At 72.0% G+C, this 23,906-nt stretch carries 24 protein-coding genes; 10 read left to right on the top strand and 14 right to left on the bottom strand.

What is annotated here, in order from left to right; translation table 11 throughout:
• Positions 1-13 precede the first annotated feature (13 nt).
• Positions 14-286, top strand: a complete 273-nt coding sequence (locus JK364_RS34405) for a hypothetical protein (protein ID WP_201855275.1) — start codon at positions 14-16, stop codon at positions 284-286.
• A 183-nt stretch (positions 287-469) separates the two neighbouring features.
• On the opposite strand, the gene JK364_RS34400 is transcribed toward JK364_RS34405, so the two are convergent.
• Positions 470-1,279 (bottom strand): ferritin-like fold-containing protein, encoded by an 810-nt coding sequence (locus JK364_RS34400; RefSeq protein WP_201855274.1) that lies wholly within the window; start codon positions 1,277-1,279, stop codon positions 470-472.
• A gap of 453 nt (positions 1,280-1,732) precedes the next feature.
• Here JK364_RS34400 and JK364_RS34395 point away from each other — a divergent pair, with 453 nt between their 5' ends.
• Both JK364_RS34395 and JK364_RS34390 read left to right on the top strand, forming a co-directional pair.
• Positions 1,733-4,186: a DEAD/DEAH box helicase gene (locus tag JK364_RS34395; protein ID WP_201855329.1), complete on the top strand. Its 2,454-nt coding sequence runs from the start codon at positions 1,733-1,735 to the stop codon at positions 4,184-4,186.
• Between the two features lie 132 nt (positions 4,187-4,318).
• Positions 4,319-5,185, top strand: a complete 867-nt coding sequence (locus tag JK364_RS34390) for an alpha/beta fold hydrolase (protein WP_201855273.1) — start codon at positions 4,319-4,321, stop codon at positions 5,183-5,185.
• A gap of 78 nt (positions 5,186-5,263) precedes the next feature.
• Here JK364_RS34390 and JK364_RS34385 read toward each other — a convergent pair whose 3' ends face one another.
• Positions 5,264-6,193 carry an NYN domain-containing protein gene (locus JK364_RS34385; protein WP_201855272.1) on the bottom strand — a complete coding sequence of 310 codons (930 nt, stop codon included), beginning with the start codon at positions 6,191-6,193 and terminating at the stop codon, positions 5,264-5,266.
• Positions 6,194-6,407: 214 nt separating this feature from the next.
• Here JK364_RS34385 and JK364_RS34380 point away from each other — a divergent pair, with 214 nt between their 5' ends.
• The gene (locus tag JK364_RS34380; RefSeq protein ID WP_020868604.1) at positions 6,408-6,560 is read left to right on the top strand and encodes a DUF8834 family protein; all 153 of its coding nucleotides are present in this window, start codon (positions 6,408-6,410) and stop codon (positions 6,558-6,560) included.
• Between the two features lie 73 nt (positions 6,561-6,633).
• Here JK364_RS34380 and JK364_RS34375 read toward each other — a convergent pair whose 3' ends face one another.
• From JK364_RS34375 to JK364_RS34360, 4 genes are all read right to left on the bottom strand, one after another.
• Positions 6,634-7,239 carry a MarC family protein gene (locus JK364_RS34375; RefSeq protein ID WP_201855271.1) on the bottom strand — a complete coding sequence of 202 codons (606 nt, stop codon included), beginning with the start codon at positions 7,237-7,239 and terminating at the stop codon, positions 6,634-6,636.
• Positions 7,240-7,341: 102 nt separating this feature from the next.
• Positions 7,342-8,196, bottom strand: a complete 855-nt coding sequence (locus JK364_RS34370; RefSeq protein WP_201855270.1) for a PHP domain-containing protein — start codon at positions 8,194-8,196, stop codon at positions 7,342-7,344.
• Between the two features lie 143 nt (positions 8,197-8,339).
• Positions 8,340-8,981: a DUF6758 family protein gene (locus tag JK364_RS34365; RefSeq protein ID WP_201855269.1), complete on the bottom strand. Its 642-nt coding sequence runs from the start codon at positions 8,979-8,981 to the stop codon at positions 8,340-8,342.
• A 190-nt stretch (positions 8,982-9,171) separates the two neighbouring features.
• Positions 9,172-9,777, bottom strand: a complete 606-nt coding sequence (locus tag JK364_RS34360; RefSeq protein ID WP_201855268.1) for a suppressor of fused domain protein — start codon at positions 9,775-9,777, stop codon at positions 9,172-9,174.
• Positions 9,778-10,226: 449 nt separating this feature from the next.
• On the opposite strand from JK364_RS34360, the gene corA reads away from it, so the two are divergent.
• Positions 10,227-11,327 carry a magnesium/cobalt transporter CorA gene (gene corA / locus JK364_RS34355; protein WP_201855267.1) on the top strand — a complete coding sequence of 367 codons (1,101 nt, stop codon included), beginning with the start codon at positions 10,227-10,229 and terminating at the stop codon, positions 11,325-11,327.
• Positions 11,328-11,489: 162 nt separating this feature from the next.
• Here the strand turns inward: corA and JK364_RS34350 are convergent, their stop codons facing one another.
• The gene (locus JK364_RS34350) at positions 11,490-12,449 is read right to left on the bottom strand and encodes a DMT family transporter (RefSeq protein ID WP_201855266.1); all 960 of its coding nucleotides are present in this window, start codon (positions 12,447-12,449) and stop codon (positions 11,490-11,492) included.
• 84 nt (positions 12,450-12,533) lie between these two features.
• Between JK364_RS34350 and JK364_RS34345 the strand changes: the two genes are divergently transcribed.
• Entirely contained in the window at positions 12,534-13,079 is a 546-nt protein-coding gene (locus JK364_RS34345; protein WP_201855265.1) for a hypothetical protein, read from the top strand.
• A 235-nt stretch (positions 13,080-13,314) separates the two neighbouring features.
• Here JK364_RS34345 and JK364_RS34340 read toward each other — a convergent pair whose 3' ends face one another.
• Complete coding sequence (locus tag JK364_RS34340; RefSeq protein WP_201855264.1) at positions 13,315-14,064, bottom strand: hypothetical protein; 750 nt, start codon at positions 14,062-14,064, stop codon at positions 13,315-13,317.
• 215 nt (positions 14,065-14,279) lie between these two features.
• Here JK364_RS34340 and JK364_RS34335 point away from each other — a divergent pair, with 215 nt between their 5' ends.
• Genes JK364_RS34335 through JK364_RS34325 form a run of 3 tightly spaced genes read left to right on the top strand, consistent with a single transcriptional unit; the run spans position 14,280 to position 17,279 of the window.
• Entirely contained in the window at positions 14,280-15,563 is a 1,284-nt protein-coding gene (locus JK364_RS34335; protein ID WP_201855263.1) for a magnesium transporter MgtE N-terminal domain-containing protein, read from the top strand.
• The gene (locus tag JK364_RS34330; RefSeq protein ID WP_201855262.1) at positions 15,553-16,083 is read left to right on the top strand and encodes a DUF1003 domain-containing protein; all 531 of its coding nucleotides are present in this window, start codon (positions 15,553-15,555) and stop codon (positions 16,081-16,083) included. The genes JK364_RS34335 and JK364_RS34330 overlap by 11 nt, the downstream gene beginning before the upstream one ends.
• A 41-nt stretch (positions 16,084-16,124) precedes the next feature.
• Complete coding sequence (locus tag JK364_RS34325) at positions 16,125-17,279, top strand: Mrp/NBP35 family ATP-binding protein (RefSeq protein ID WP_201855261.1); 1,155 nt, start codon at positions 16,125-16,127, stop codon at positions 17,277-17,279.
• A gap of 109 nt (positions 17,280-17,388) precedes the next feature.
• Here JK364_RS34325 and JK364_RS34320 read toward each other — a convergent pair whose 3' ends face one another.
• The 5 genes from JK364_RS34320 to sigE all read right to left on the bottom strand — a co-directional run bounded on the left by JK364_RS34320 (position 17,389) and on the right by sigE (position 22,436).
• Entirely contained in the window at positions 17,389-18,048 is a 660-nt protein-coding gene (locus JK364_RS34320; protein ID WP_201855260.1) for a hypothetical protein, read from the bottom strand.
• A gap of 119 nt (positions 18,049-18,167) precedes the next feature.
• Positions 18,168-18,638, bottom strand: a complete 471-nt coding sequence (locus JK364_RS34315; protein ID WP_201855259.1) for a sec-independent translocase — start codon at positions 18,636-18,638, stop codon at positions 18,168-18,170.
• A gap of 99 nt (positions 18,639-18,737) precedes the next feature.
• Positions 18,738-20,486, bottom strand: a complete 1,749-nt coding sequence (locus JK364_RS34310; RefSeq protein ID WP_201855258.1) for a trypsin-like peptidase domain-containing protein — start codon at positions 20,484-20,486, stop codon at positions 18,738-18,740.
• 214 nt (positions 20,487-20,700) lie between these two features.
• Positions 20,701-21,624, bottom strand: coding sequence for an anti-sigma factor family protein (locus JK364_RS34305; protein ID WP_201855257.1), 924 nt, complete (start codon positions 21,622-21,624; stop codon positions 20,701-20,703).
• Positions 21,621-22,436, bottom strand: a complete 816-nt coding sequence (gene sigE / locus JK364_RS34300) for an RNA polymerase sigma factor SigE (RefSeq protein ID WP_201855256.1) — start codon at positions 22,434-22,436, stop codon at positions 21,621-21,623. Before sigE ends, JK364_RS34305 begins: the two co-directional genes overlap by 4 nt.
• Before the next feature lie 130 nt (positions 22,437-22,566).
• Between sigE and JK364_RS34295 the strand changes: the two genes are divergently transcribed.
• The gene (locus JK364_RS34295) at positions 22,567-23,232 is read left to right on the top strand and encodes an O-methyltransferase (RefSeq protein ID WP_201855255.1); all 666 of its coding nucleotides are present in this window, start codon (positions 22,567-22,569) and stop codon (positions 23,230-23,232) included.
• A 233-nt stretch (positions 23,233-23,465) separates the two neighbouring features.
• On the opposite strand, the gene JK364_RS34290 is transcribed toward JK364_RS34295, so the two are convergent.
• The gene (locus JK364_RS34290; protein WP_003966491.1) at positions 23,466-23,633 is read right to left on the bottom strand and encodes a DUF3117 domain-containing protein; all 168 of its coding nucleotides are present in this window, start codon (positions 23,631-23,633) and stop codon (positions 23,466-23,468) included.
• Positions 23,634-23,906: the final 273 nt, after the last annotated feature.

Here is a 23,906-nt window from a genome sequence, read left to right as displayed (position 1 = left end):
GAAGGACGCGCCAATGCTGTTCTGGGAAGCGCTCGCCTCGGTACTGATCGGTCTCGTCATCGCGTACGGGGCGCTCAACCGGCTCCCCCGAAGGCTGCCCGCACGGCCCCTCGTCCTGTCCACCGGCCCCGCCGCCGCGCTTCTGGGCGCTCTGCTGACCCATACGGTGCTGGGCTCGGGGCACACGGCGGCCGTGCTGATCGTCGCGCTCGGCTTCGCGGCGGCGCTGCTGTCGCTGCTCATCCGCCCGGCCAGGACGGGCCGTCGGCGTTCGGTCCCGGCGTAAGGCCGCAGGCCCGGCGTAAGGCCGCAGGTCCATAAGGCCGCAGGCCCATAAGGCCGCAGGTCTGTAAGCCCAGGCCCTTGGAGCCCTTGGACACAGGCCCTCAGTCCCTGTCCGACCGGGCTCCGGAGTGCCATCGGCCGCCGGAGCCCCCCGTTCCGTAGTCGTTTCCGCAGTCGTTCGAACCTAGGCGGAGAGCCCCAGGGCGGCCATCCGCTTGGTGTGGGCCTCGGTGATCCGGGAGAACATCCGGCCCACCTCCGCCAGGTCGAAGCCGTCGGCCAGCCCGCCGACCAGCATCGTGGAGAGCGCGTCGCGGTCCGCGACCACCCGCTGGGCCTGCGACAGCGCCTCGCCCATCAGCCGCCGCGCCCACAGCGCCAGCCGCCCGCCGACCCGCGGATCGGCCTCGATCGCGGCCCGCACCTTCTCGATCGCGAAGGAGGCGTGGCCGGTGTCGTCGAGCACCTGGAGCACCAGATCGCGGGTGTCGGAGTCCAGCCGGGCCGCGACCTCGCGGTAGAAGTCACTGGCGATCGAATCGCCCACATACGCCTTGACGAGGCCCTCGAGCCAGTCGGACGGCGCGGTCTGACGGTGGAACCCGTCCAGCGCCGCCGCGAACGGCTCCATCGCCTCCGTCGGCTCCTCGCCGATCGCCGAGAGCCGCCCCCGAAGCCGCTCGAAGTGGTGGAACTCGGCGGACGCCATCTTCGCCAGCTCCGCCTTGTCCTCGAGGGTGGGCGCCAGCTTCGCGTCCTCCGCCAGCCGCTCGAAGGCGGCCAGCTCGCCGTAGGCGAGGGCGCCGAGCAGATCCACCACGGCGGCCCGGTACTGCGGATCGGCGGCCGCCGTGTCCCAGTCCTGGGCGGCGATCCCGGTGGGCTCCGGGGCCTTCTCCCCGTCGCCCTTCCCCGGAGCTGCGTCGTCCCCGGCGCGGTCCCCGGTGGTCGCGGCGGGCGTCTCAGGCGTGTCAGGCGTCTCCATGAAGCGCACAATAGCCCGCTCCGCGCCCCGGGGAAGGCCCTGGTCAGCCATGCCCACGGAGGCCCCGCATCGGACAGCCCGGTCACAGATGCGCGCTTACGGGGTACAGTGATAAATGCGCCCGTCGAGTATCGGCGGGTTGTTCCACGAATGCGGATGCCCGGTCGGTGGCCCGATCGGCTCCAAACCCGACCGCCCTCCGCGCGGCGCACATCACTTGTGCGCATGGCAGGAGGGACCCGCTCGCGGCGTGTGCGCTCGAGCGAAGGCCGTGGTCCCGCGCCGAATCGGCCGTCCCCAAGGCCGGTGCACCCGGGCGCCGTGCGACCCCCTTCGCCGCCTCCCGCCGCGCTCACAGAAGAGGCAAGCATCCTGACCACCTTCCGAGAACTCGGGATCCTCCCCGAGACTGCCGAGGCCCTGGAAGCCGTCGGCATCACGTCCCCGTTCCCCATCCAGGAGATGACGCTTCCGGTCGCCCTTTCCGGCACCGACGTCATCGGCCAGGCCAAGACCGGCACCGGCAAGACGCTGGGCTTCGGCCTCCCCCTGCTGGAGCGCGTCATCGTCCCCGCGGACGTCGAGGCCGGCCGGGCCAAGCCCGAGCAGCTGACCGACGCCCCGCAGGCGCTCGTGGTCGTCCCCACCCGCGAGCTGTGTCAGCAGGTGACCAACGACCTGCTGACCGCCGGTAAGGTCCGCGCCGTCCGCGTCCTGTCGATCTACGGCGGCCGCGCCTACGAACCGCAGGTCGAGGCCCTGAAGAAGGGCGTCGACGTGGTCGTCGGCACCCCGGGCCGACTGCTGGACCTGGCGGGCCAGAAGAAGCTGCGGCTCTCCTCCGTCAAGGCGCTCGTCCTGGACGAGGCCGATGAAATGCTCGATCTGGGCTTCCTGCCCGACGTCGAGAAGATCATCCAGCTGCTGCCCGCCAAACGCCAGACGATGCTCTTCTCGGCCACCATGCCGGGCCAGGTCATCTCGCTGGCCCGGCGCTACATGTCGCAGCCCACGCACATCCGTGCCACCGCGCCGGACGACGAGGGCGCCACCGTGGCCAACATCACCCAGCATGTCTTCCGCGCCCACTCCATGGACAAGCCGGAGGTCGTGGCGCGAGTGCTGCAGGCCGATGGCCGCGGCCTCGCGATGATCTTCTGCCGTACGAAGCGCACCGCCGCCGACATCGCCGATCAGCTCGCGCGCCGTGGTTTCGCCTCCGGCGCGGTCCACGGCGACCTCGGCCAGGGGGCGCGCGAGCAGGCGCTGCGCGCCTTCCGCAACGGCAAGGTCGATGTGCTGGTGTGCACCGACGTCGCCGCGCGCGGCATCGACGTCGAGGGCGTCACGCATGTGATCAACTACCAGTCGCCCGAGGACGAGAAGACCTATCTGCACCGCATCGGCCGTACGGGTCGCGCGGGCGCCTCGGGCATCGCGATCACGCTCGTCGACTGGGACGACATCCCGCGCTGGCAGCTGATCAACAAGGCGCTGGACCTGCCGTTCAACGACCCGGAGGAGACGTACTCCACCTCCGACCACCTCTTCGAGCTGCTGAGCATCCCCCAGGGCATCACCGGTGTGCTCCCGCGCGCCGAGCGCACCCGGGCCGGGCTCGCCGCCGAGGAGGTCGAGGACCTGGGCGAGACCGGTGGCCGTGGCGGCCGCGGCCGCCGGGCCGCCGCCGCCCCGGCCGCGGAGGAGCGCCCCGCGCGCAACCGCCGGGTCCGGCGCCGCACCCGTGGCGGTGTGACCCAGGACGGCGCGGGCGCCCCGGAGAGCGCGGAGGCGGCCGAGGCCGCCTCCGACACCGCCGAGGGTGCCACCGAGCCCCGTCGGCCCCGCCGACGCCGCCGTACGCGCGGCGGCACGGCGACGGCCGGCTCCGAGGCGGCCACGGCCGCCGTCGACACGGCGGAGGCGGCCCAGCCGGAGGCGGAGCCCGCCGAGGCCGCCGCCAAGCCGCGCCGCCGCCGTACGCGGAGCGCGAGGGCCACCGAGGCGGCCGAGAGCGGCATGGCCGAGTCCACGGATGACGCGCACGCCGCCGAGGCGGCGGAAGCGGCGGAAGCGGCGGAAGCCGCAGTGACGGCTGTGACGACGGTGGAGGCTCCGGAGGCCGTGGAGGCCCCCGCGAAGCCGCGCCGCCGGACCCGCGCCAAGGCCGCGGAGGCCGTCGAGACGGCCGAGGGCACCGAGGGCACCACCGAGGCCGCCGAAGCCGCCAAGCCGCGCGGCCGCACCCGTAAGGCCATCGAAGCGGCGGAAGCCGCCGTCGAGACGGCCGAAGGGACGACGGAGGAGGCCAAGCCCCGGCGCCGCACCCGTAAGGCCACCGAAACGGCGGAAGCCGCCGTCGAGACGGCCGAAGGGACGACGGACACGGTGGACGCCACCGAGACCGCCGAGGCCCCTGCCAAGCCGCGCCGTCGCACCCGTAAGGCCGCCGAGGCAGCGGAAGCCGCCGTCGAGACGGCCGAGGGCACCACCGAGGCGACCAAGCCCCGGCGCCGCACCCGTAAGGCCACCGAGACGGCCGAGACCGCCGTCGAGACGGCCGAAGGGACGACGGAGGAGGCCAAGCCCCGACGTCGCACTCGCGCCGCCGCCAAGGCCGACACCGCCGACGCGCAGCCGGAGCCGGAGGCGGATGCCGCCGAGGCTCCCGCCAAGCCGCGGCGCACCCGCGCCAAGGCGACGAAGGCCGCGGAGGCCGCTGTCGCGAGCGCCGAAGGCACCACCGAGGCCGCCGACGGCGACGAGGCCACCAAGCCGCGGCGTCGTACGCGCGCCAAGGCCGCCACGGCGGCACCGGCGGTGGACGAGGCCGAGGCCGAGGCCGCGCCCGCCAAGCCCCGGCGCCGTACGCGTGCCAAGGCGGCCGAGACCGTCGAGGCCACGGTCGAGAGCTGATCCGGCACAACGGCACCACGGCGCTACGGCACTACGCCGCGGCAACACGCCCAGGGGCCCGTACCGCGACACCGCGGTACGGGCCCCTGGGCGTTCATGTGCCGTTTCCCGCGGGCTGTATAGCCTCGTCCCATGAGCAGGCCGCCCTTTCTCACACTGCCCGCGAGCGCCCGCGCGTACCGTCTCCGGACCGCGCGCGGCGAGTTCGCCGTCCATGACGCGCGGCCCGCCTCGGCGGCGCGCGGGACCGTCCTGCTGGTCCCGGGGTTCACCGGGAGCAAGGAGGACTTCATCGCGCTGCTGGAGCCGCTCGCCGCGGCCGGTTTCCGGGCCGTCGCCGTCGACGGCCGGGGGCAGCACGAGAGCCCTGGCCCCCGTAAGGAGGCCGTGTACGCCCAGGACGAGCTGGCGCAGGACCTGCTCGCGCAGGTCACCGCCCTGAGCGCGGCGACCGAGGACCCCGTCCATGTGCTCGGGCATTCGCTCGGCGGGCTGATCTCGCGGACCGCCGCGCTGCGCGACCCGGGGGCGTTCGCCTCGCTGACGATCATGAGTTCCGGCCCGGCGGCCATCTCCGCCCCGCAGCGCGCCCGGATCAAGCTGCTGATCGACGCGCTGACCGTGATGGACATGGAGTCCGTATGGCAGGCGATGCGCGAGCTGGATCCGCCCGAGGCCGCCGATGAGTCGACACCGCCCGGGGTGGCGGAGTTCCTGCACCAGCGCTGGCTCGGGACCGTACCGGAGCAGCTAATCGTCACCGGGCGGCAGCTGTCCGACGAGCCGGACCGGGTCGATGAGCTGGCGGCGCTGCGGCTGCGCGTCCATGTGCTGTCGGGCGAGGCGGACTACGCCTGGCCGGTGCCGCTGATGGACGAGATGGCCGGACGACTGGCCGCCCGCCGGACCGTGATCGACGGGGCCGGGCACTCCCCCAACGCCGAGCGGGCCCATCCCACCGCCGACGCCCTGATCTCCTTCTGGCGCGACATCGGCTGAGAACTCATGACAACTCATGAGAACTAAGGCGTCGGCCGAGCCCGAAGCCCACCCAAAACCCCGCAAAACCCCGCAGGCTCAGTACTGCGCCTGCAGATGCTCCCAGAAGCCGTCCCGCAGCGCGCGCCGCAGATCGGCGTGGGCGCGCAGCGAGAGCCGCAGCAGCCCCTCCGCGTCGATCAGCAGCTCCTGGTCCACGGAGCCGGGCAGATACGGATGGCCCGGCAACAGCTCGGCGAGGGTCTCACGGCCGCGTGAGGACAGCCACTGGGCGGCGATCTGCGCCCCGACGAAGCGCACCTCGTCCCGGGTCGGGGCGGGCCCGCACAGGGGCGCGTCGCCGTTCGGCTCGTAACCGGTGGCGCGCCGGGTGACATACGGCTTGCAGAAGTCGAGGTCGAAGGTGCGCTGGCTGTCGACCTCCCACAGCAGCGGCTCGGCCTGGTTGCGACCGTCGAGGGCCTCGATGCCCCAGAGGTGGACGCGTGCCCCGTAGCCCTGGGCCGCCTCGACGGCGGAGACGAGGTCCTCGTCGCCGCCGATCAGCACGGCGTCGCCGATGGCGCGGTGGCGGGCGAGGGACTCCAGGTCGGAGCGGATGAGCGAATCGACGCCCTTCTGCTGGTTGTTGGCGTTGAGGTTGCCGAGCCGGACCTTGACATCGGGCAGCTCCGCGATGCCCTGCTGCTCCGGGGTGTGGATCCGGCGCCGGGCGCCGTCGAACCAGTAGACGCGCAACAGCCGGCTGTCCGGGAAGATCATGCGCGCCTTGTCGATGAACGCCTCGATGATCCCCTCGGCGTCCAGCTCGAACGCCCGGCGGTCCTCCGTGCCCGCGACCAGCCGCCCGGCGGCCGCGTAGACATACCCCGCGTCCACGAAGATCGCGTGAGTCGAGGGGGTGGTCGCGACCTCGGCGAGTACGCGCTGCAGCAGCTCGTTCGTGCGTTCGATGCCCGCGACGATCGAGGCGAGGTCTTGTTGGCCCGGAGGCATGGCTTCACTCATACGCGGTTCATTCTCCGGGCGGCTCCGTGAGGGGCACAACCGGACCCTGCCCCGGCTACCAGCGGATACTTAGGCTGCGAAAAATTTTTATTAGCGTAGGGAATGTTTTCGGGGGACCCTCTGGTTGAACACGTACAGGAGGGCGCGGCAGCGACGCTGCGCGACTCCGTACACATCAGTTCTCCTTCAGGAGGATCAGACGAAGGGAGAAGCCTTGCGCTTCGAGATCATGCGCCTGGACGACATCGATGGCAGCGCCATCGAGAGCACCGTCGTAGACGCCGCCTCCGTCAACCGGATCGTGCAGCAGGCCGCCGCAATCGGCCAGCGCATCTACATCCGTCCAGCCGACACCGCCGCCCGGTAGTGCCGTAAGGCCCTCCCAGCAGCACAGAGCGCCGAGCGCCCCCGTACAGACGGTACGGGGGCGCTCGCGCGTGTCAGGCGGTGTGGGCCACCTGGATGACGCCGTTGATGATCTGCTGGACCGCGATGGCGGAGAGCATCATGCCGGACAGCCGGGTGACCAGCACCACTCCCCCTTCCTTGATCACGCGGATGATCAGCAGCGAGTAGCGCATGGTGACCCACAGCACGACATGCATGGCCGCGATCGCGGTCCACACCGCCACCTGATCGCCGATCCCATGGGCGTGCTGGACGGCGAGGATCACCGAGACGATCGCGCCCGGCCCGGCCAGCAGCGGCATGCCGAGCGGGACGAGGGCGACATTGACGTCCTTGGTCTGGGTCGGCTCGTCGTTCTTACCGGTGAGCAGATCGAGCGCGATCAGCAGGAGCAGCAGCCCGCCCGCGATCATCAGCGCGGGAACCGAGACATGCAGATAGTCGAGGATCTGCTGACCCCCGATGCCGAAGACGGCGATGACACTGAAGGCGACGGCCGCCGCCTGGCCCGCCATCCTGCGCTGCACCTTGGCCGGGCGGCCCGAGGTCAGCGCCAGGAAGATGGGCGTGATACCCGGCGGGTCCATGATCACGAACAGGGTGAGGAAGAGGGAGCCGAAGACGGCGGAGTCGAACACGGTGAATGGCCTTGCGTGGACGAGCAGCGGTGCGGTGCTGACGCGGTAAGGGAAACGGAGGAAAGACGGAGTGGAGGGAGAAGCAGCGGGAAGAGCGGGGGCTCAGCCACCCGTGCCCGGCACCGGGAAGGCCCCGGTCGCCCGGCGCACGATCTCCCCGTAGATCTCGGGGTCGGTCGTGTACTCGCCGAGCCGGCAGGTCTTACGGCTGCCGTGATAGTCGCTGGAGCCGGTGGTGAGCACGCCGAGCTCAGCGGCGAGACCGCGCAGCCGCGCCCGGGTGTCCTCGGCGTGGTCCATATGGTCGACCTCGATACCGTCGAGGCCCGCCGCTGCCAGCTCGCCGATCGCGCTCTCCGGTACGCACTGGCCACGCTTGACGGCCAGCGGATGCGCGAAGACCGCGACCCCGCCGGCGCCCTTGACCAGCCGGATGGCCTCGAAGGGGTCCAGCTCGTGCTTCTCCACATGCGCCCGGCCGCCGTCGGCCAGCCAGTCCTGGGTGAAGGCGTCCGAGACGCTCTCCACGACGCCCAGCTCGACCAGCGCGGTGGCGATGTGCGGCCGTCCGACGGCCCCGTCCCCGGCGATCTCCGCCACCCGCTCCCAGGTGATCGGCACGTCCAGCTCGCGCAGCTTCACGACCATCGCGCGGGCCCGGGGCACCCTGTCGTCGCGCACCAGCTCGCGCTCGCGCGCCAGCTCGGGCTCGGCCGGGTCGAAGAGGTACGCCAGCATGTGCAGGCTCACCCCGTTCAGACGGCAGGACAGCTCGGCGCCGGTGACCAGCGTCAGCCCGGAGGGCAGCGCCTTCGTCGCCTCCTCATAGCCGCCGACGGTGTCGTGGTCCGTGAGCGCGACGACGTCCAGACCCTGGGCTGCGGCGTTCCGTACCAGCTCGGCGGGGGTGTCCGTACCGTCCGACGCAGTGGAGTGGGTGTGCAGATCGATGCGCACGGCACGGGCTCCAAGCTGCGTTCGGGATGGACCGAGGGGACGCCCCAGCATAACCACGCCCGCGCCTGCCCGCGTCGGCGGGCCCTGACCTGTGCATGACGTACCAGCACATGCATGACGTGCCGGCCCAGAGGCGAACGGGCTCAGGGCGAGAGCAGCCTCGGGGAGAGCGCCCCGCAGGGCACCAGATCGACCTCGGCCCCCGCGTCCCGCAGATCGGTGAGCACCATCTCGTCGTACATCAGCAGCCCGGTCTGCTCGGGCCAGACAACCGCCCACAGCCACAGCCCGCAGGCCTCGCCCGCGAAGACCGCGCGGTCGTCCGGGGTGCCCTCGACATGCCACAGCGGGGTGGGCCGACCGGCGGCCAGCACCTTGACGTGCGGCGGCTTGTCCACCCGCATCCCCGGCCCCGGATCGGGCCCCGGGAGGCCCGCGAAACGCGCACCGAGGCCGACGCCCAGCTCCTCGGCGATCAGCAGCAGCTCACCCGGGCCGCCCAGCGGTCCGGGGCCGGAGCAGGCCACGGCGGTGGCGCGGCCACCGCTGCGATCGTCCCCGGCGCAGGCCACACCGGTGAACAGCCAGCCCACGGGCAATGGCCACGGCATCCATACGGGCACCCGGGCACGGTTGGTGACGACCACGAGTGCTTCGACGCTCGGCGGGACGACCGGCTGGAGGGGGTGCACCATGCCGTGCACACCGCACTGCCAGGAGTCGGCGAATAGACCGGGCGCTCGCACCCGGCCACCGCACTTCGGGCAACTGGGTTCGCCCCTCATAGGGCCCCACGGTCCTCCCCGGTCGTCGCCGCGTCAAGGACGATCACCCGTCCGGAGGTCACTTCCCGCACCAGTTCCCGTCCGGCCCCGCCGCGGTACCGGTCCGACCCCGCCGCGGCACCCCCGGCCCCGCGCCCGGGGGCGTTGCGGGGCTTCCGTACGGATCTCAGCCCGACAGCGGCACCCCGTCTCAGCCCGACAGCGGCACCCCGGTCCGCACCGGGTCGCGCAGATCCGTGCCGTGCCGCAGCCAGCGGTCCTGGAGGGCGCCGGCGCCGTGCACCCGCTTCCACGCCGCCTCGTTCGTGGTCATCGGCAGCATCGGCAGGAAGCGCACCGGCTCCAGGGGCTCCAGCAGCTCCAAGTCCTCGACCAGGCCGCCCGGTTCGGCGACCAGGACGGAGCTGAAGGGCGCCCCGGGCCACAGCGGCCCGCCGAGGTCCAGCGACGCGCCGGGGGTCACCACGACCCCCTCGACCTGGGGCGAGGCGGCCAGCACGGCGAGCGGGCGGAGCACCTCGTCGAGGACGGAGAGGTCGGGACCGGAACCGCCCGTCCTTACGGTCAGCACCAGCTCGGCGCGCGGCCCGCGCAGCGGGTCGGCGACGGCGGCGGTCGGGCTGGTCATCGGATGGTCCGACATGCCGAGGGTGGCGTAGCGGATCACATCGCTCTCATCGCGGAATCGCAGCACCTCAATGCGGTCGGTACCGACGAATGTGACGGCGGCGCGGGCGTCCGGCTCGCCCAGCGCGGTGATCAACCGGGCCTCGACCAGCTGAAGAACGTCTGACATGCGGTGAGCATAGATCGCGTATCGAACAGGCAAAGCGGCGACGTAACGGTTCTGCCGACTGATAGCCTTAATCCCTGCCCAGGGAGTTACAGATCGTCCCCCACGGGGGACCGGCCGGAGGAGGTGGGGCTGCGGTGGATCCTAGTCGACCGTGCAGTACCGATAGTTCTCCCGCCATTTCCCCTTGGTATGCGACTTCATGATCTGAGCCTTCCGTACCCCGCCGCTGGGCGGTGAAACACGCGAAGCCCACTCGCATCCAGGGCATCTGACGGTAGAGCGCCTTCGTACCGCTTTGTTCAGTTCCGAAGAACCTTCCGTCAGCGCCATCGCACGGAGCGCCGCCCGCTTTGCGGACGTACGGACACGGGATGTCGTACGTCCACCTTCCGGGCGCCGCGCTGCGCCGCGCGCCCGCCGCTGACGGCCGGCCTGTGAAGGAGCCCGTCATGTCGATGATCCGTGACCTGCGTGCAGCCGTTCGGCCCGCCCTGCGCCGTTCCCGTACCGCCAGCGACTACGACGCGACGCGTGACCCGTCGGTCACCAGCGCCGTGGTCGACTGCGGGGTCTACCGCGACGGCAAGCGGGTCAGCGACCACGTGAGCCCGGCGAAGGCCATGGAGCGGGTCCGCGACGAGGGCGGGTTCGCCTGGATCGGGCTGCACGAGCCGACCGAGCGCGAGTTCGCGGGGATCGCCCAGGAGTTCGGGCTGCACCCGCTGGCGGTCGAGGACGCGGTGCAGGCGCACCAGCGGCCCAAGCTGGAGCGGTACGACGACACCCTCTTCACCGTCTTCAAGACCATCCACTACGTGGAGCACGCCGAACTCACCTCGACCAGCGAGGTCGTGGAGACCGGTGAGGTGATGTGCTTCACCGGCCGGAACTTCATCGTGACCGTCCGGCACGGCGGTCAGGGCTCGCTGCGCGCCCTGCGCCACCGGCTCCAGCAGGACCCGGAGCTGCTCGCCAAGGGCCCCTCGGCGGTGCTGCACGCCATCGCCGACCAGGTGGTCGACGGCTATCTCGCGGTCGCCGACGCGGTCCAGGACGACATCGACGAGGTCGAGATCGACGTCTTCTCCGCCGCGACCTCCCGGCGGGGCGGCGACGCGGGCCGGATCTACCAGCTCAAGCGCGAGGTCCTGGAGTTCAAGCGGGCCGTCTCGCCGCTGCTGCGGCCGATGCAGCTGCTGAGCGAGCGTCCGATGCGGCTGGTGGACCCGGACATCCAGAAGTACTTCCGGGATGTCGCGGACCATCTCGCGCGGGTCAACGAGCAGGTGCTGGCCTTCGACGACCTGCTGAACTCGATCCTCCAGGCCAATCTGGCGCAGGCCACGGTCGCGCAGAACGAGGACATGCGGAAGATCACGTCCTGGGCGGCGATCTTCGCCGTGCCGACGATGATCGCGGGGATCTACGGCATGAACTTCGACTACATGCCGGAGCTGCGCTGGAAGTTCGGCTACCCGACCGTGCTCGTCGTCACGGTGGGCATCTGCTTCGTGATCCACCGCGGCTTCAAGCGCAACGGCTGGCTGTAGGGCCGGACGGCGGGCGGGCCCTCATCGGCCGGGTCGAGCCCTCGGCGGCCGGGTCGGGCCTTCGCTCGTCAGCCGGGCGAGCCCGCGTCATCAGCCGGGTCGGGCCCGCGCTCATCAGCCGGGTCGGGCCCGCGCTCATCAGCCGGGTTGGGCTCGCACTCATCAGCCGGGTTCGTTCGACGCGCCCTTCCCGTCCGCCATGATGACCAGCCCGAGTCCGACGAGGATCACCGCGAGCGCCGGGTAGGCGGCCACGGGCGGCATCTGGCCCAGCCACAGGGCCGCGATCAGGGCCGCCCCCGGCGTCTCCAGCAGGATCGCGGTCGAGGTGACGGACGGGCCGAGGCCCTTGACCACCCGGTTGATGAGGGTGTGCCCCAGCAGCTGCGCGGTGACCGTCAGCGCGGCCAGCCGCAGCCAGGTGGTGCCGCTGTAGCCGCCGAGCTCCGCGCCCGCCACCAGGCAGGTCAGCAGCAGGAGCACGCTGGTGGTGGTGTAGCAGACGTAGGCGTACGCGGTGGTGCTCACCGAACGGCGCACCTCCGCCCCGAGCAGCACGTACCCGGCCGCCGCGATTCCGCCCAGCAGCGCGAGCCCGTCGCCCAGCAGAGCGCGCGGCGAGGCGGACAGATCGACCCCGGTGAGGATCACCACACCGAGGATCGCCAGCCCCATGCCCAGCCAGGCGAGCGTGGGCGGGCGGTGGCCGCGCAGCCGCAGCAGCAGCGCCGTCCAGATGGGGGTGGTGGTCACCAGCGCGGTCGAGGAGGCCACGGAGGTCATGTGCAGGCTCGGCAGCCAGGCCCCGAAGTGCACCGCGAGCAGCGCCCCCGCCCCGACCGACAGCAGCGCCGTCCGGCGGCCCATCCCGCGCAGCTCGCCCCGGTGGCGCCACAGGGCGAACGGGGTGAGCGCGCCCACCGCCATGGCGTTGCGCCAGAAGGCGATGGCGAGCGCGGGCGCCACCGTCGCGGCGGCCAGCGGCGCGGAGAGCGAGACCCCGGCGATGGCGACCGTAAGGAGCGCGACGTCCACAGGACCGCTGTGGAAGCGGCCACCGTCACCGGGTGCGGTGGGCGTGGCGGTGGAGGCTGAGGCGCGGGCTGCACGGGCGGTGGGCACGCGGCCAGAGTAAGGCGCGTGGCCCTGTTACGGAACTGACATTTCACGGGCTGGGACGTGGCGTGGCTGGCCTAGGCTGTCGGCATGACGCAGACGCCGATGGACCGTGCCCTTGTCGAGGAGGCGGCCAAGAAGTCCGCCCTCATCTGGGTCCAGGGCACCGAGGGTGCCCCGCGCGCCCTGTGGCACATCTGGCACGAGGGCGCGGTCTGTCTCGTCGGGGACGGGCCCGCCGAGCAGCCCCTGAAGGACCTCGGGCTGGCCGACGGCGGCAGCGCGACCGTGACCGTGCGCAGCAAGGACAAGGGCGGGCGCCTGGTGGGCTGGTCCGCGCGGGTGGTCGAGCTGGCCCCGGGCGGCGAGGCGTGGACCGCGGCGGTCGACGAGCTCAAGGGCAAGCGGCTGAACGCGGCCGACGCCGACCACATCGCGGAGCGCTGGGCCCGTGAATGCCGGGTGCTGCGGCTGGAGCCCGCGCCCGGGGCGCTCGCCGAGCACCCCACCGGGTCCCTGGCGGCGGCCCCGCTGCCGTCCCCGGCGACCACCCGCCACCCGATCCCGGCGGCGCTCCCCAAGCTCCTGACCCGCCGCAAGAAGCGGGCCCGTGACGCCCGTAAGGACGCGTCCTAAGCGCTCCGCTGGAAGTGTCGCGATGCGTCGTCGGCCGACTGCGGCGCCGTCGTGGCTGGTCGCGCCCACGCGGCGGAGCCGCACATCGACACAGCCCCGCGCCCCTTCGGGGCGCTGCCCAACCCGTGGCGGACGTCCTCTGAGCTGTTTAGCCGGCTGACGACCGTAAGGACGCGTCCCGGCTGCCCGACCATCGTAAGGACGCGTCCTTGGAGCCTCACAGGCGCATTCGCGTCTACGGCGTCTCCGGGATCTGCTGTCCGTAGTCGAGCACATGGCCCTTCTCCGGGGCGGTGAGCTTGAAGCCCTTGTTCCAGTCCGCGAGCCGGATCACGCCCGCACCGCCCGCCCGCTGCAGCCGCAGCGGATAGGGCCTTCCCTCCAGGGAGACGTCGAGCGAGCCGCCCTCACCGGCCTTGCCGGCGCTGATGTTGATCGTCCGCACGCCGTCCACCTGCCCGTGGTCGCCTGTGGCGATCTTGCCGTGCATTCCGAGCAATCCGTCGAGCAGCAGCTTCATATCGGTGAAACCGCTGAGCCGCTGGTAGGAGGGGTCGCCGGAGGGGACCTTCACATATTTGTTGTCCAGCTTGCCGGCCGCGTTGCCCACGCCGCTGTGGTCCTCACCCTTGCCGTCGTGCGACCAGAAGCCCGCGTCGGCCTTGAGATAGAGCTCCTTGCCGACGCGCAGCAGCTCGAAGCTGGAGCCCTTGGTGGAGACCTGGCCCGCGCCGCCGTCGGCCTTGAGCCGCATGTCCAGCTTGTAGGTGGCTCCGCTGGTGACGAGGCTGCCGGAGAGCCGCACCGACTGCGCGCCGGCGGCCGCCTGACGGGCCCTGCTCTCGATCTTCGTGGCGGGGAGCTTTCCCACACCGTTGGTCCCCGCGTCGGGGTCCTTCTCCCCACCGCCGCCGCCACACGCGGCGAGCGTGGCGGCCAACCCCGCGCACATCGCCGCAACGACAGCCCTGTTCCGGGTGCGCACGTCCGCTCTGCCTCCTGATGCCGGTGCAGTAGGGCAGCGTACCGGTGCCGTCCCGCGGTGTCCGCAGGGTCCCGCGGTGCCCTCGCCCGGCGGCAGGGCAGGTGCGGGCACGTTAGCCTGAACCCGGTGAAGAGCGGATCATTGCCTTGAATGACCACGAAACCTGACAAGGAAGCCCCAGATACGGAAGCCCCAGATACGAGGGGAGGCAGGGCATGCCGACAGGCACCCCCCGGGTCTTCGTCTCGCATCTCGCGGGCGTCGCCGTCTTCGACCCGAACGGCGACCAGGTGGGGCGGGTGCGCGATGTCGTGGCGATGCTGCGGCTGGCCGGCCGCCCGCCGCGGGTGCTCGGCCTGGTGGTCGAGGTGATCGGCCGCCGCCGGATCTTCCTGCCCATGACCCGGGTGACCGGTGTGGAGTCCGGCCAGGTCATCACCACCGGCGTGCTCAACATGCGCCGCTTCGAACAGCGCCCCACCGAGACCCTGGTCCTCGGCGAACTGCTCGACCGCACGGTGCGGCTGGTCGAGACCGGTGACCCGGTGACGGTCCTGGACGTGGCGATGAGCCAGCTGCCCGCGCGCCGGGACTGGGAGGTCGACAAGGTCTTCGTCCGCCGCGGCAGGACCCGCGCGCTGGGCCGCCGCGGCGAGGCGCTGACCGTGGACTGGTCGGCGGTCACCGGCTTCTCGCTGGAGGAGCAGGGGCAGGGCGCGGAGAACCTGCTGGCCACCTTCGAGCAGCTGCGCCCCGCCGACCTGGCCAATGTGCTGCACCACCTGTCCGCCAAGCGCCGGGGCGAGGTGGCGGCCGCCCTGGACGACGAGCGGCTCGCGGACGTCCTGGAGGAGCTGCCCGACGACGATCAGGTGGAGATCCTCGGCAAGCTCAAGGAGGAGCGCGCGGCCGACGTCCTGGAGGCCATGGACCCCGATGACGCGGCCGATCTGCTCTCCGAACTCCCCGAGCCCGACAAGGAGCGGCTGCTGGACCTGATGCGCCCCCGGGACGCGGCGGACATGCGGCGGCTGATGTCGTACGAGGAGGGGTCGGCGGGCGGTCTGATGACGACCGAGCCGATCGTGCTGCGCCCGGACGCCACCGTCGCGGACGCGCTCGCCCGGGTGCGCGACCAGGACCTGACCCCCGCGCTCGCCGCCCAGGTCTATGTCTGCCGCCCGCCCGACCAGACGCCCACCGGGCGCTATCTGGGCATCATCCACTTCCAACGGCTGCTGCGCGACCCGCCGTTCACCCTCGTCGGCGCGGCCGTCGACGCCGATCTGCCGACGCTGCCGCCGGACACCCCGCTGCCCGTCGTCGCCGGCCATCTGGCCACGTACAACCTGCTCGCGGCGCCCGTCGTGGACGAGACCGGCTCGCTGCTCGGCGCGGTGACGGTCGACGACGTCCTGGACCATCTGCTGCCGTCCGACTGGCGGGAGCGCGAGCTGCACGGCGGGATGGCCCTGCCGGAGGCCGCCGATGGACGGTGACGGCGGCCGTCTGGACCGGCCCAGGGCGCGGCGCCGCAGCCCGCTGCCGCGCTGGGACCCCGAGGCGTTCGGCAAGGCGTCGGAGCGGATCGCGCGCTTCCTGGGCACCGGGCGGTTCATCGCCTGGATGACGGTCTTCGTGGCCTTATGGCTGCTCTGGAACATCCTGGCGCCGCCGCGGCTGCGGTTCGACCCGTTCCCGTTCATCTTCCTGACGCTGATGCTCTCGCTCCAGGCGTCGTACTCCGCCCCGCTGATCCTGCTGGCCCAGTACCGGCAGGCCGACCGGGACCGGGTCAATCTCGAACAGGACCGCAAGCAGAACGAACGGTCCATCGCCGACACCGAGTTCCTCACCCGGGAGATTGCGGCGCTGCGCACGGGCCTGGGCGAGGTGGCCACCCGCGACTGGCTCCGCGACCAGCTGGCGGACCTGCGCCAGGGGCCGGACGGCGGCCGGAGCGCCCCGCGGCCGGGCGGCCACGGCGAACCCCGGCCGAGTGAGGAACACGACCGCTGACGGCCGTCCGCGCCCCACCCACGGCGCCGTACCATCTCCGTATGGCTACCGACACCCTCCCAGCGCCGAGCGAAGACGCGGTACGCGCCGCGCTCGCGACGGTCAACGACCCGGAGATCCACAAGCCGATCACCGAACTCGGCATGGTCAAATCCGTCGAGATCGCGGCGGATGGCTCGGTCGCCGTGGTGGTCTATCTCACGGTCTCCGGCTGTCCGATGCGGGACACGATCACCAGCAATGTGCGGACGGCGGTCGCCGGGGTCGAGGGTGTGACCGGAGTCACGGTCGACCTCGAGGTGATGAGCGACGAGCAGCGGCGTGAGCTGGCCGCCTCGCTGCGCGGCGGCCAGGCCGAGCGCGAGGTGCCCTTCGCCAAGCCCGGCTCGCTGACCCGGGTGTACGCGGTGGCCTCCGGCAAGGGCGGGGTCGGCAAGTCCTCGGTGACGGTCAACCTGGCCGCCGCGCTGGCCGCGGACGGGCTCAAGGTCGGCGTGGTGGACGCCGACATCTACGGCCACTCGGTGCCGCGCATGCTGGGCGCCGACGGGCGGCCCACCCAGGTCGAGAACATGATCATGCCGCCGTCGGCGAACGGCGTGAAGGTGATCTCGATCGGGATGTTCACCCCGGGGAACGCCCCGGTGGTCTGGCGCGGGCCGATGCTGCACCGCGCGCTCCAGCAGTTCCTGGCCGATGTCTACTGGGGCGACCTCGATGTGCTGCTGCTCGACCTCCCCCCGGGCACCGGCGACATCGCGATCTCCGTCGCCCAGCTGGTGCCCAACGCCGAGATCCTGGTGGTGACCACGCCGCAGCAGGCCGCGGCCGAGGTCGCCGAGCGGGCCGGCGCCATCGCCGTCCAGACCCATCAGAAGATCGTCGGCGTGGTGGAGAACATGTCCGGGCTGCCCTGCCCGCACTGCGACGAGATGGTCGACGTCTTCGGCACCGGCGGTGGCCAGGTGGTCGCCGACGGACTCAGCCGGACCACCGGGACGACGGTGCCGGTGCTGGGCTCCATCCCGATCGACGTACGGCTGCGCGAGGGCGGCGACGAGGGCAAGCCGGTCGTGCTGACCGACCCCGACTCCCCGGCGGGCAGCGCGCTCAAGGCGATCGCGGGCAAGATCGGCGGCCGCCAGCGCGGCCTCGCGGGCATGTCGCTGGGCGTCACCCCGCGCAACAAGTTCTGAGCGGGCGCGCTCGGCCACGGCCCATGGCTCGGGGGCGGTTTCCCTGGGGAAACCGCCCCCGAGCCATGGGTGCGGTACGCCCCTACCCGTCGTAGCGGCGGTACGGCCCCTACCCGTCGTAGCGGGCGATGTCCTTCACGACGGCGAAGCCCAGGCCGTAGGCGCTCATCCCGCGCCCGTACGCCCCGATGTGCACGTCCTCGTTCGCCGTACCGGCCAGCACCCAGCCGTACTCCGACTCGCGGTAGTGGAAGTCGGTCGGCACCCCGTCCACCGGGAGCGACAGCTGCGACCAGCTCTCGCCCTCCAGGTCGTCCGCCAGCTCCCAGGCGATCGCGGTCTGCTGGTCCAGCCAGTCCTGGCGCAGCGCCCGCTCCATGCGGGTCGGCCAGGTGCACGACAACAGACCGGAGCCGGCCAGCCAGGCGGCCGAGGAGACCGAGGTGGCCTCCAGCTTGCCGGTACCGTCGGCGCTGTCCCGCCCCGGGCGGCTGGCCACGGTGACGACCACCGTGAAGCGCTGCTGGTCCATATCGGTCTCGACCTTCAGGGACGGCTCCTCGCCATGGCCGGTCGAGCCGTACTCGACGATGCCGTCCGCGGCCGCGCCCACCTGCATCAGCCAGCGGGGGCCGGTGAACGCCTCGTCAAGCCCGTACCAGGGGAAGGCGGCCATCAGATAGCCGTCGACACTCCGCCGGGCGTCGGCCGGCATCCCCTGCGCGGCCGCTGCCACCCCTCGTTCCCCTAGCCGACCCGTGGTCTCCATGTGCGCGCGGCCTCCTCGTTTGCCCTGCGTCGTGGGCGGCCCGCCCCCCTCGGGCGACCCTCACCCCGGACAAAGGGAGGATAGCCATACGGGTCAACCAGGCCGGGCATACGGGGGGATCAAGTGGCGTCGGAGTCGAACGGCGGGCGCTCCTCGCGCCCCGGCTCCTCGCGCTTGCGCAGCAGGTCAGGCGTGCTGGAGTCGTCCTTGGACAGGGACAGCGGGGTGGTGTCGGAAGCCCCTGAAGAGCCCTGCGGCGGATCACTCTCCCGGCCGTGCACCGCGTCGGCGACCTCCGCCATCTCCTTGCGGAGGTCGAAGCCGTTACGGATCTCCTTCAGGCCGAACTCATCGGAGTCCATCACGTGCTTGCGCACGAAGGTCTTGGGGTTGAGGTCCTCGAACTCGAAGTCCTTGAACTCCGGCCCCAGCTCGGAGCGGATGTCCTCCTTGGCGCTGTCGGAGAACTCCCGGATCTTCCGGATGAACTGCGTCACGTCCCGAATCACCTTCGGGAGCTTGTCCGGGCCGAAGACGAGCACCGCAAGGACAACGAGCGCGACAAGCTCGAGAGGTCCTATGTCCAACACCTTGCAGCTCCTCAAGACGTCTGGGCCCCGGCCTGGGCCACTCAATACCGTACCTGGCGGTGGGGGCGGCGCGGGAGACGGCCGGGCCAACAACGGGCGTCAGCCGCTACTCGCCGAGCCCAGGGTCAGCTCCGCGGCACGCTCCTTGCCGTCGCGCCTGACGGTGAGTCCGAGCCGGTCCCCGGGGCGGTGGCTGCGGATCTTCACGATCAGCTCCTGGCCGCTGTGCACCCGGACGCCGTCCACCTCCGTGATCACGTCGCCGGGCTCGATCCCCGCCTTGTCGCCGGGGCCGCCCGCGGTGACCGGCGCGCCGCCGCCGGCGCCCTTGGTGTTCACCCGGGCGCCGTCGCCCGTGTAGCCCATGTCGAGGGTGACGCCGATGACCGGATGGGTGGCCTTCCCGGTGTTGATCAGCTCCTCGGCGACCCGCTTGCCCTGGTTGATCGGGATGGCGAAGCCCAGGCCGATGCTGCCGCCCTGGCCGCCGCCGAGGCCCGAGCCGTCGTCGGCCGCCCGGATCGCGCTGTTGATCCCGATGACCCGCGCCTTGCGGTCGACCAGGGGGCCGCCGGAGTTGCCCGGGTTGATCGGGGCGTCGGTCTGCAGCGCGTCGACATAGCTGACGTCGCTGCCGTCCTCCTTCTCGCCACCCGCCGTGATGGGACGCTCCTTGGCGCTGATGATCCCGGAGGTGACCGTGCCCGCCAGGTCGAAGGGGGCGCCGATGGCCACGACGGGGTCGCCGACGCGCACCGAGTCGGAGTTGCCCAGCGGCAGCGGGGTGAGCCCGGAGACTCGGTCCACCTTGATCACCGCGAGGTCGTACCCGGTGTCCCGGCCGATCACCTCGGCCTTGGCGTCCTGGCCACCGTTGAAGGTCACCGATATCTCGCCGTCCGTGCCGGCGGGCTGGACGACGTGGTTGTTGGTGAGGATGTGGCCCTGCTTGTCGAGGACGAAGCCGGTGCCGGTGCCCTCCTCCGCGCTGCCCCGCACATGGATGGTCACCACGCCGGGCAGCGACCTGGCGGCGATCCCGGCGACGCTGCCCGGGGACCTGGCCTCCTTCTCGACCGGGGCCTGCGGCAGCTTCACATCGACGCCCCCGGAGGCGCGGTCCCGCTCCGCGTAGGCGCCGATACCGCCGCCGAGGCACCCCGCGACCAGGGCGATCAGCAGAACGGCGATCCAGGCGCCGCGGCGGGAGACGGTCTTCCGCTCGCGCTCTGCGGGCGGCGGAACCACGGTCCAGGGGTCGTAGCCGCCCCACTGGGCGCCCTGGGCGGGCTGCGCCATGGGGACGCCCTGGTGGCTCTGGTGGCCCTGGAGAGGCTCTCCGGAGCCCGGAGGCAGCTGTGTGCCGTGCGGCGGGGTCATCCCGGGGTGGTGCGGCATGGGCGGGGGCGCGCTCTGGCCCGGTACGGGCCCTACGGCGGACGGCACCGGCGTGCCGTGCGGCGGGGTCATCCCGGGCGCCTGGGGAGGCGTCTGGGGCGGCGCCTGGGCCATCCCGGGCGGGACATGCGTGCCCTGCGCGGGGGTCGCCACCGGGTGCTGTACGGGCGGGGCCGGGGCCCACGGCCCCGGGCCGCCGTAGGGCGGGGTGCTGTACGGGTCGGGCTCATGCAACGGCCGGGGCGCCCGCTCCTCGGGCGCTGGGCCCTCCACCGGGGCGTCCACCGGCTCCGGCGCCACCTGCGCGGCGGCCGCCTCCGTACGCTCCTCGGCGCCCTCCGCCGCGTCGACCGCGTCGTTCGGCCGGTCGCCGGGTCGCGCGGCGGCCGGGCGGCTCCACCACCTCGGCTTCGGCTTGGGCCCAGGGGCCTCGGCCATCGGCTCGTCCATGATCTCCCCAAGTTCCCGCAGACAGGCAGGGACCGCACCCGTCCGGGGCATACATCGCCGCCTCCGGGTCGCGCTGCCCGGAGGCGATTCAATCAGGTCCGTCGGCGCTCGCGCAGGGCGGACGAAAAGACCTTGTCATGATCGGCAAAGACATCGGCAACGACACGGACGGCCGGAGACTGGGCGCCGTGATCGCCGTCGTACCGCTTCCGCGCTACTTCGGGGGTGCGCTGACCCCGAGGTACGGCGAGCCGCCCGACGCGGGCCCGGACGGGACCTCCAGCTGGGTCGGCCGGGGGGCCGGGGGCGTGGAGTTCGACGCCCGCAGCAGCTCCGTGACCGACAGAATCGGCTGTATCAGCGGATTCAGCGCCGCCACGGGCTGGCGCAGGGACGGTGGGGACGGGGTGGCCGTCGGGGACGGGGCGACCGTCCTGGTGTCCGTGGTGGCCAGCAGGCCCACCTCCTGGCGGGTGCGCTCCCGCACGCCCGCGTTCACGGCGGTGTCGGCGCTCATCGGGGAGACCGCGGTGTCGGCGCCGTCGGCCGAACTGCCCGGGGGGTCGACCGCCGCGTCCAGCGGCAGGGCCGCGCCGAGCGCGAAGGCCGCCAGGGAGACCGCTCCGGCCGCCGCGAAGGCGAACCTGCGGCGCGGGGCGGGGCGCTCGACCTCATGGATCCGGAAGCCGCGCTGACGCGAGGCACGGGCCGACGCCGCCGGTGCGATCGCGGTGCCCGGGGGCATCGCGGGCACGAAGGCGAACGCCCGCTCCCGTCTCTCCTCCGGCTCCCGCACATCACGCAGCTCGCGCACGTCCCGCGACCCACCGCGCAGATCGCGCGGGCCGAAGACGCCCGAGCCCCCGAACGGGGAGCCACCCATACCGTCATCGCCGCCCGCGGCCGGCAGGCCCTGGAGACGGGCCAGAAAGCCCTCCGACGGTGCCGGGGGCGCCGTCTGGGCGAACACGTTTTTCAGCCGACGCTGAGCATCGGCCTCCGCCTTGCACTTGCAGCAGGTGGCGAGATGGGCGAGGACGCGCTCCCGCGCGTCATGCCCCAGCTCACCGTCGACCAGAGCCGCAAGGCGGTCGCCGAGATGCTGCTCGGCGGGGGACGGACCGCCTGATCGGGTCACGCGATTCCGACCTCCCCGCTCAGCCGGGGGGCCGTGACACCCGGCGCCACCGCGGCGACCTCATGCTGCTGCCCGGTCCGCGCCGCGGGGGCGCGGTGCTGCAGCGCCTTGCGCAGATGCGAGCGGCCGCGGTGGATGCGGCTGCGCACGGTGCCCAGCTTGACGCCCAGAGTGGCCGCGATCTCCTCGTACGACAGCCCCTCGATGTCACAGAGCACCACGGCGGCGCGGAACTCCGGGGCGAGGGTGTCCAGCGCCTGCTGCACATCCGCGTCGAAGTGGGTGTCGTTGAAGTGCTGCTGGGGAGAGGGCTCGCGGCTGGGGAGCCGCTCCGCCGCGTCCTCGCCGAGCGCGTCGAAGCGGATGCGCTGCCGGCGGCGGACCATGTCGAGGAAGAGATTGGTGGTGATGCGGTGCAGCCAGCCCTCGAAGGTGCCCGGGGTGTACGTCGACAGCGAGCGGAAGACGCGGACGAACACTTCCTGGGTGAGATCCTCGGCATCGTGCTGGTTACCGGTGAGCCGATAGGCGAGGCGGTAGACCCGTGCGCTGTGAGTGCTGACGATCTCCTCCCAGGTAGGAGGCGTCCACGTCGCGTCCGCATCCGTGGCGAAGGTCGCGGTGGTGGCGGACTCGGCGAGGGGCGCACCTCCCGTGCCCTTCGGGCTACGGGGGTGGGAACGGTCAGCGGTGTTGGTCACGGATTTCGGCTCGCCCACTGACCTGCGAAAGCGCTTCAGCACTCTCCGGTCACCGGCCGCAGCCGCACCTCCCCTGTCGGCTCTGGTGGTGTCCAGTAGAGCCCCTACCATATCCACCTCGCCCGTTAGCTCCGGATAAGCATTTTTGACCTGCATTTGGTCGTGATCCATACGGTCCCCCCGGCTTCTACAACGCCTGGTCCCATCTGCGGGTTCCCGTGCGCAGCGGATACAGTCACCGTTGCGCCAACTACGGGGACAGGAGAGGGTCATTACCGGCAACCGGCAGACGAGCTGGGCGTTCGCCGACGCGTTCGTCGCCGAGGACGAAGCCCTTCACTGGGCCCGTGACCGGGCCCGGGAAGCAGGGCTGCGCTCGGTGTCGGCGGGCACCGGCGCCGCGCTGCGGCTGCTCGCTGCCACCGCAGACGCCAAGGTCGTCGCCGAGATCGGCACCGGAACGGGCGTCTCCGGAATCCACCTGCTGCGCGGAATGCGCCCGGACGGCGTGCTGACCACCGTGGACACCGAACCGGAGATGCAGCAGTTCGCCCGGCAGGCGTTCCGCGAGGCCGGGTTCACCGGGAACCGGGCCCGCTTCATCCCCGGCCGCGCCCTCGACGTGCTGCCCCGGCTGGCCGACGGCGGATACGACCTGGTCTTCTGCGACGGCGACCGGCTGGAGGTCCTGGACTACCTCGCCGAATCGTTGCGGCTGCTGCGACCCGGCGGGCTGGTCTGCTTCGAGGGGGTCTTCACCAACGGGCGGACCGTGGACTCCACGGCCCAGCCCACGGAGGTGCTGCGGGTGCGCGAGCTGCTGCGGACCGTACGGGAGTCCACCGTGCTCCAGTCGTCGCTGCTGCCGGTCGGCGACGGCCTGCTCTGCGCGGTCAAGCGGGGCTGAATCCTCGCGGGCGGACGGAGCTGAATCCTCACGGTCAGAAATCGGGAACGGCCGAAGTCGGGAGCGGCCGGAGCGGCTGGACGTCGGAAACGGTCGAAAGTCGGAAACGGCCGGAAGTCGGGAACGGCCGTCCGCCGCCTCCGGCGGAACCCCGTACAAGCGCTGCCCCGGCGGTCGGTACCTGACGTACCGGCCGCCGGGGCAGCGCGCGGGTGATGGTGGGCCGCAAGCCGTCAGCCGACAACCTTCTTCAGGGCATCGCCGAGGGCATCGGCCTCGTCCGGTGTCAGCTCGACGACGAGCCGACCGCCGCCTTCGAGCGGAACGCGCATGACGATGCCCCGCCCCTCCTTGGTCACCTCGAGCGGGCCGTCGCCCGTCCGCGGCTTCATGGCCGCCATGCTCGTTCCCCTTCCTGAAACCAGCTCATCGCAGCCGACAACCCAGGTGTCACCGGCATCGAACACGTTGCTTCCCCCTCATTATCCCGCATGGCACGACCCGATGACCAACATCGGTCGGCAACGCCTGTGCGAGGCGTTCCCCCAAAACCACCCAATTCGGGGAGGGGATCGCGGTAGCGTACGCCCGCCGTCACCGAACGAAGGGTCGGTTCTTTGACGCAGGTCACATGTCGGTCGGTCATGATCTCCGGCATGCTGTGCGCTGACCGC

Source organism: Streptomyces endocoffeicus (assembly GCF_016741935.1).
In the GTDB taxonomy this organism is placed as follows: domain Bacteria; phylum Actinomycetota; class Actinomycetes; order Streptomycetales; family Streptomycetaceae; genus Streptomyces; species Streptomyces endocoffeicus.
This window is presented reverse-complemented; position numbering and strand designations above follow the sequence as displayed.

Coding starts and splice junctions, on each gene's coding strand:
- JK364_RS34405 (WP_201855275.1), top strand. CDS start 14: ATGCTGTTCTGGGAAGCGCTCGCCTCGGTACTGATCGGTCTCGTCATC.
- JK364_RS34395 (WP_201855329.1), top strand. CDS start 1,733: ATGACGCTTCCGGTCGCCCTTTCCGGCACCGACGTCATCGGCCAGGCC.
- JK364_RS34390 (WP_201855273.1), top strand. CDS start 4,319: ATGAGCAGGCCGCCCTTTCTCACACTGCCCGCGAGCGCCCGCGCGTAC.
- JK364_RS34385 (WP_201855272.1), bottom strand. CDS start 6,193: ATGAGTGAAGCCATGCCTCCGGGCCAACAAGACCTCGCCTCGATCGTC.
- JK364_RS34365 (WP_201855269.1), bottom strand. CDS start 8,981: ATGAGGGGCGAACCCAGTTGCCCGAAGTGCGGTGGCCGGGTGCGAGCG.
- JK364_RS34360 (WP_201855268.1), bottom strand. CDS start 9,777: ATGTCAGACGTTCTTCAGCTGGTCGAGGCCCGGTTGATCACCGCGCTG.
- corA (WP_201855267.1), top strand. CDS start 10,227: ATGTCGATGATCCGTGACCTGCGTGCAGCCGTTCGGCCCGCCCTGCGC.
- JK364_RS34345 (WP_201855265.1), top strand. CDS start 12,534: ATGACGCAGACGCCGATGGACCGTGCCCTTGTCGAGGAGGCGGCCAAG.
- JK364_RS34335 (WP_201855263.1), top strand. CDS start 14,280: ATGCCGACAGGCACCCCCCGGGTCTTCGTCTCGCATCTCGCGGGCGTC.
- JK364_RS34330 (WP_201855262.1), top strand. CDS start 15,553: ATGGACGGTGACGGCGGCCGTCTGGACCGGCCCAGGGCGCGGCGCCGC.
- JK364_RS34325 (WP_201855261.1), top strand. CDS start 16,125: ATGGCTACCGACACCCTCCCAGCGCCGAGCGAAGACGCGGTACGCGCC.
- JK364_RS34320 (WP_201855260.1), bottom strand. CDS start 18,048: ATGGAGACCACGGGTCGGCTAGGGGAACGAGGGGTGGCAGCGGCCGCG.
- JK364_RS34310 (WP_201855258.1), bottom strand. CDS start 20,486: ATGGACGAGCCGATGGCCGAGGCCCCTGGGCCCAAGCCGAAGCCGAGG.
- sigE (WP_201855256.1), bottom strand. CDS start 22,436: ATGGTAGGGGCTCTACTGGACACCACCAGAGCCGACAGGGGAGGTGCG.
- JK364_RS34290 (WP_003966491.1), bottom strand. CDS start 23,633: ATGGCGGCCATGAAGCCGCGGACGGGCGACGGCCCGCTCGAGGTGACC.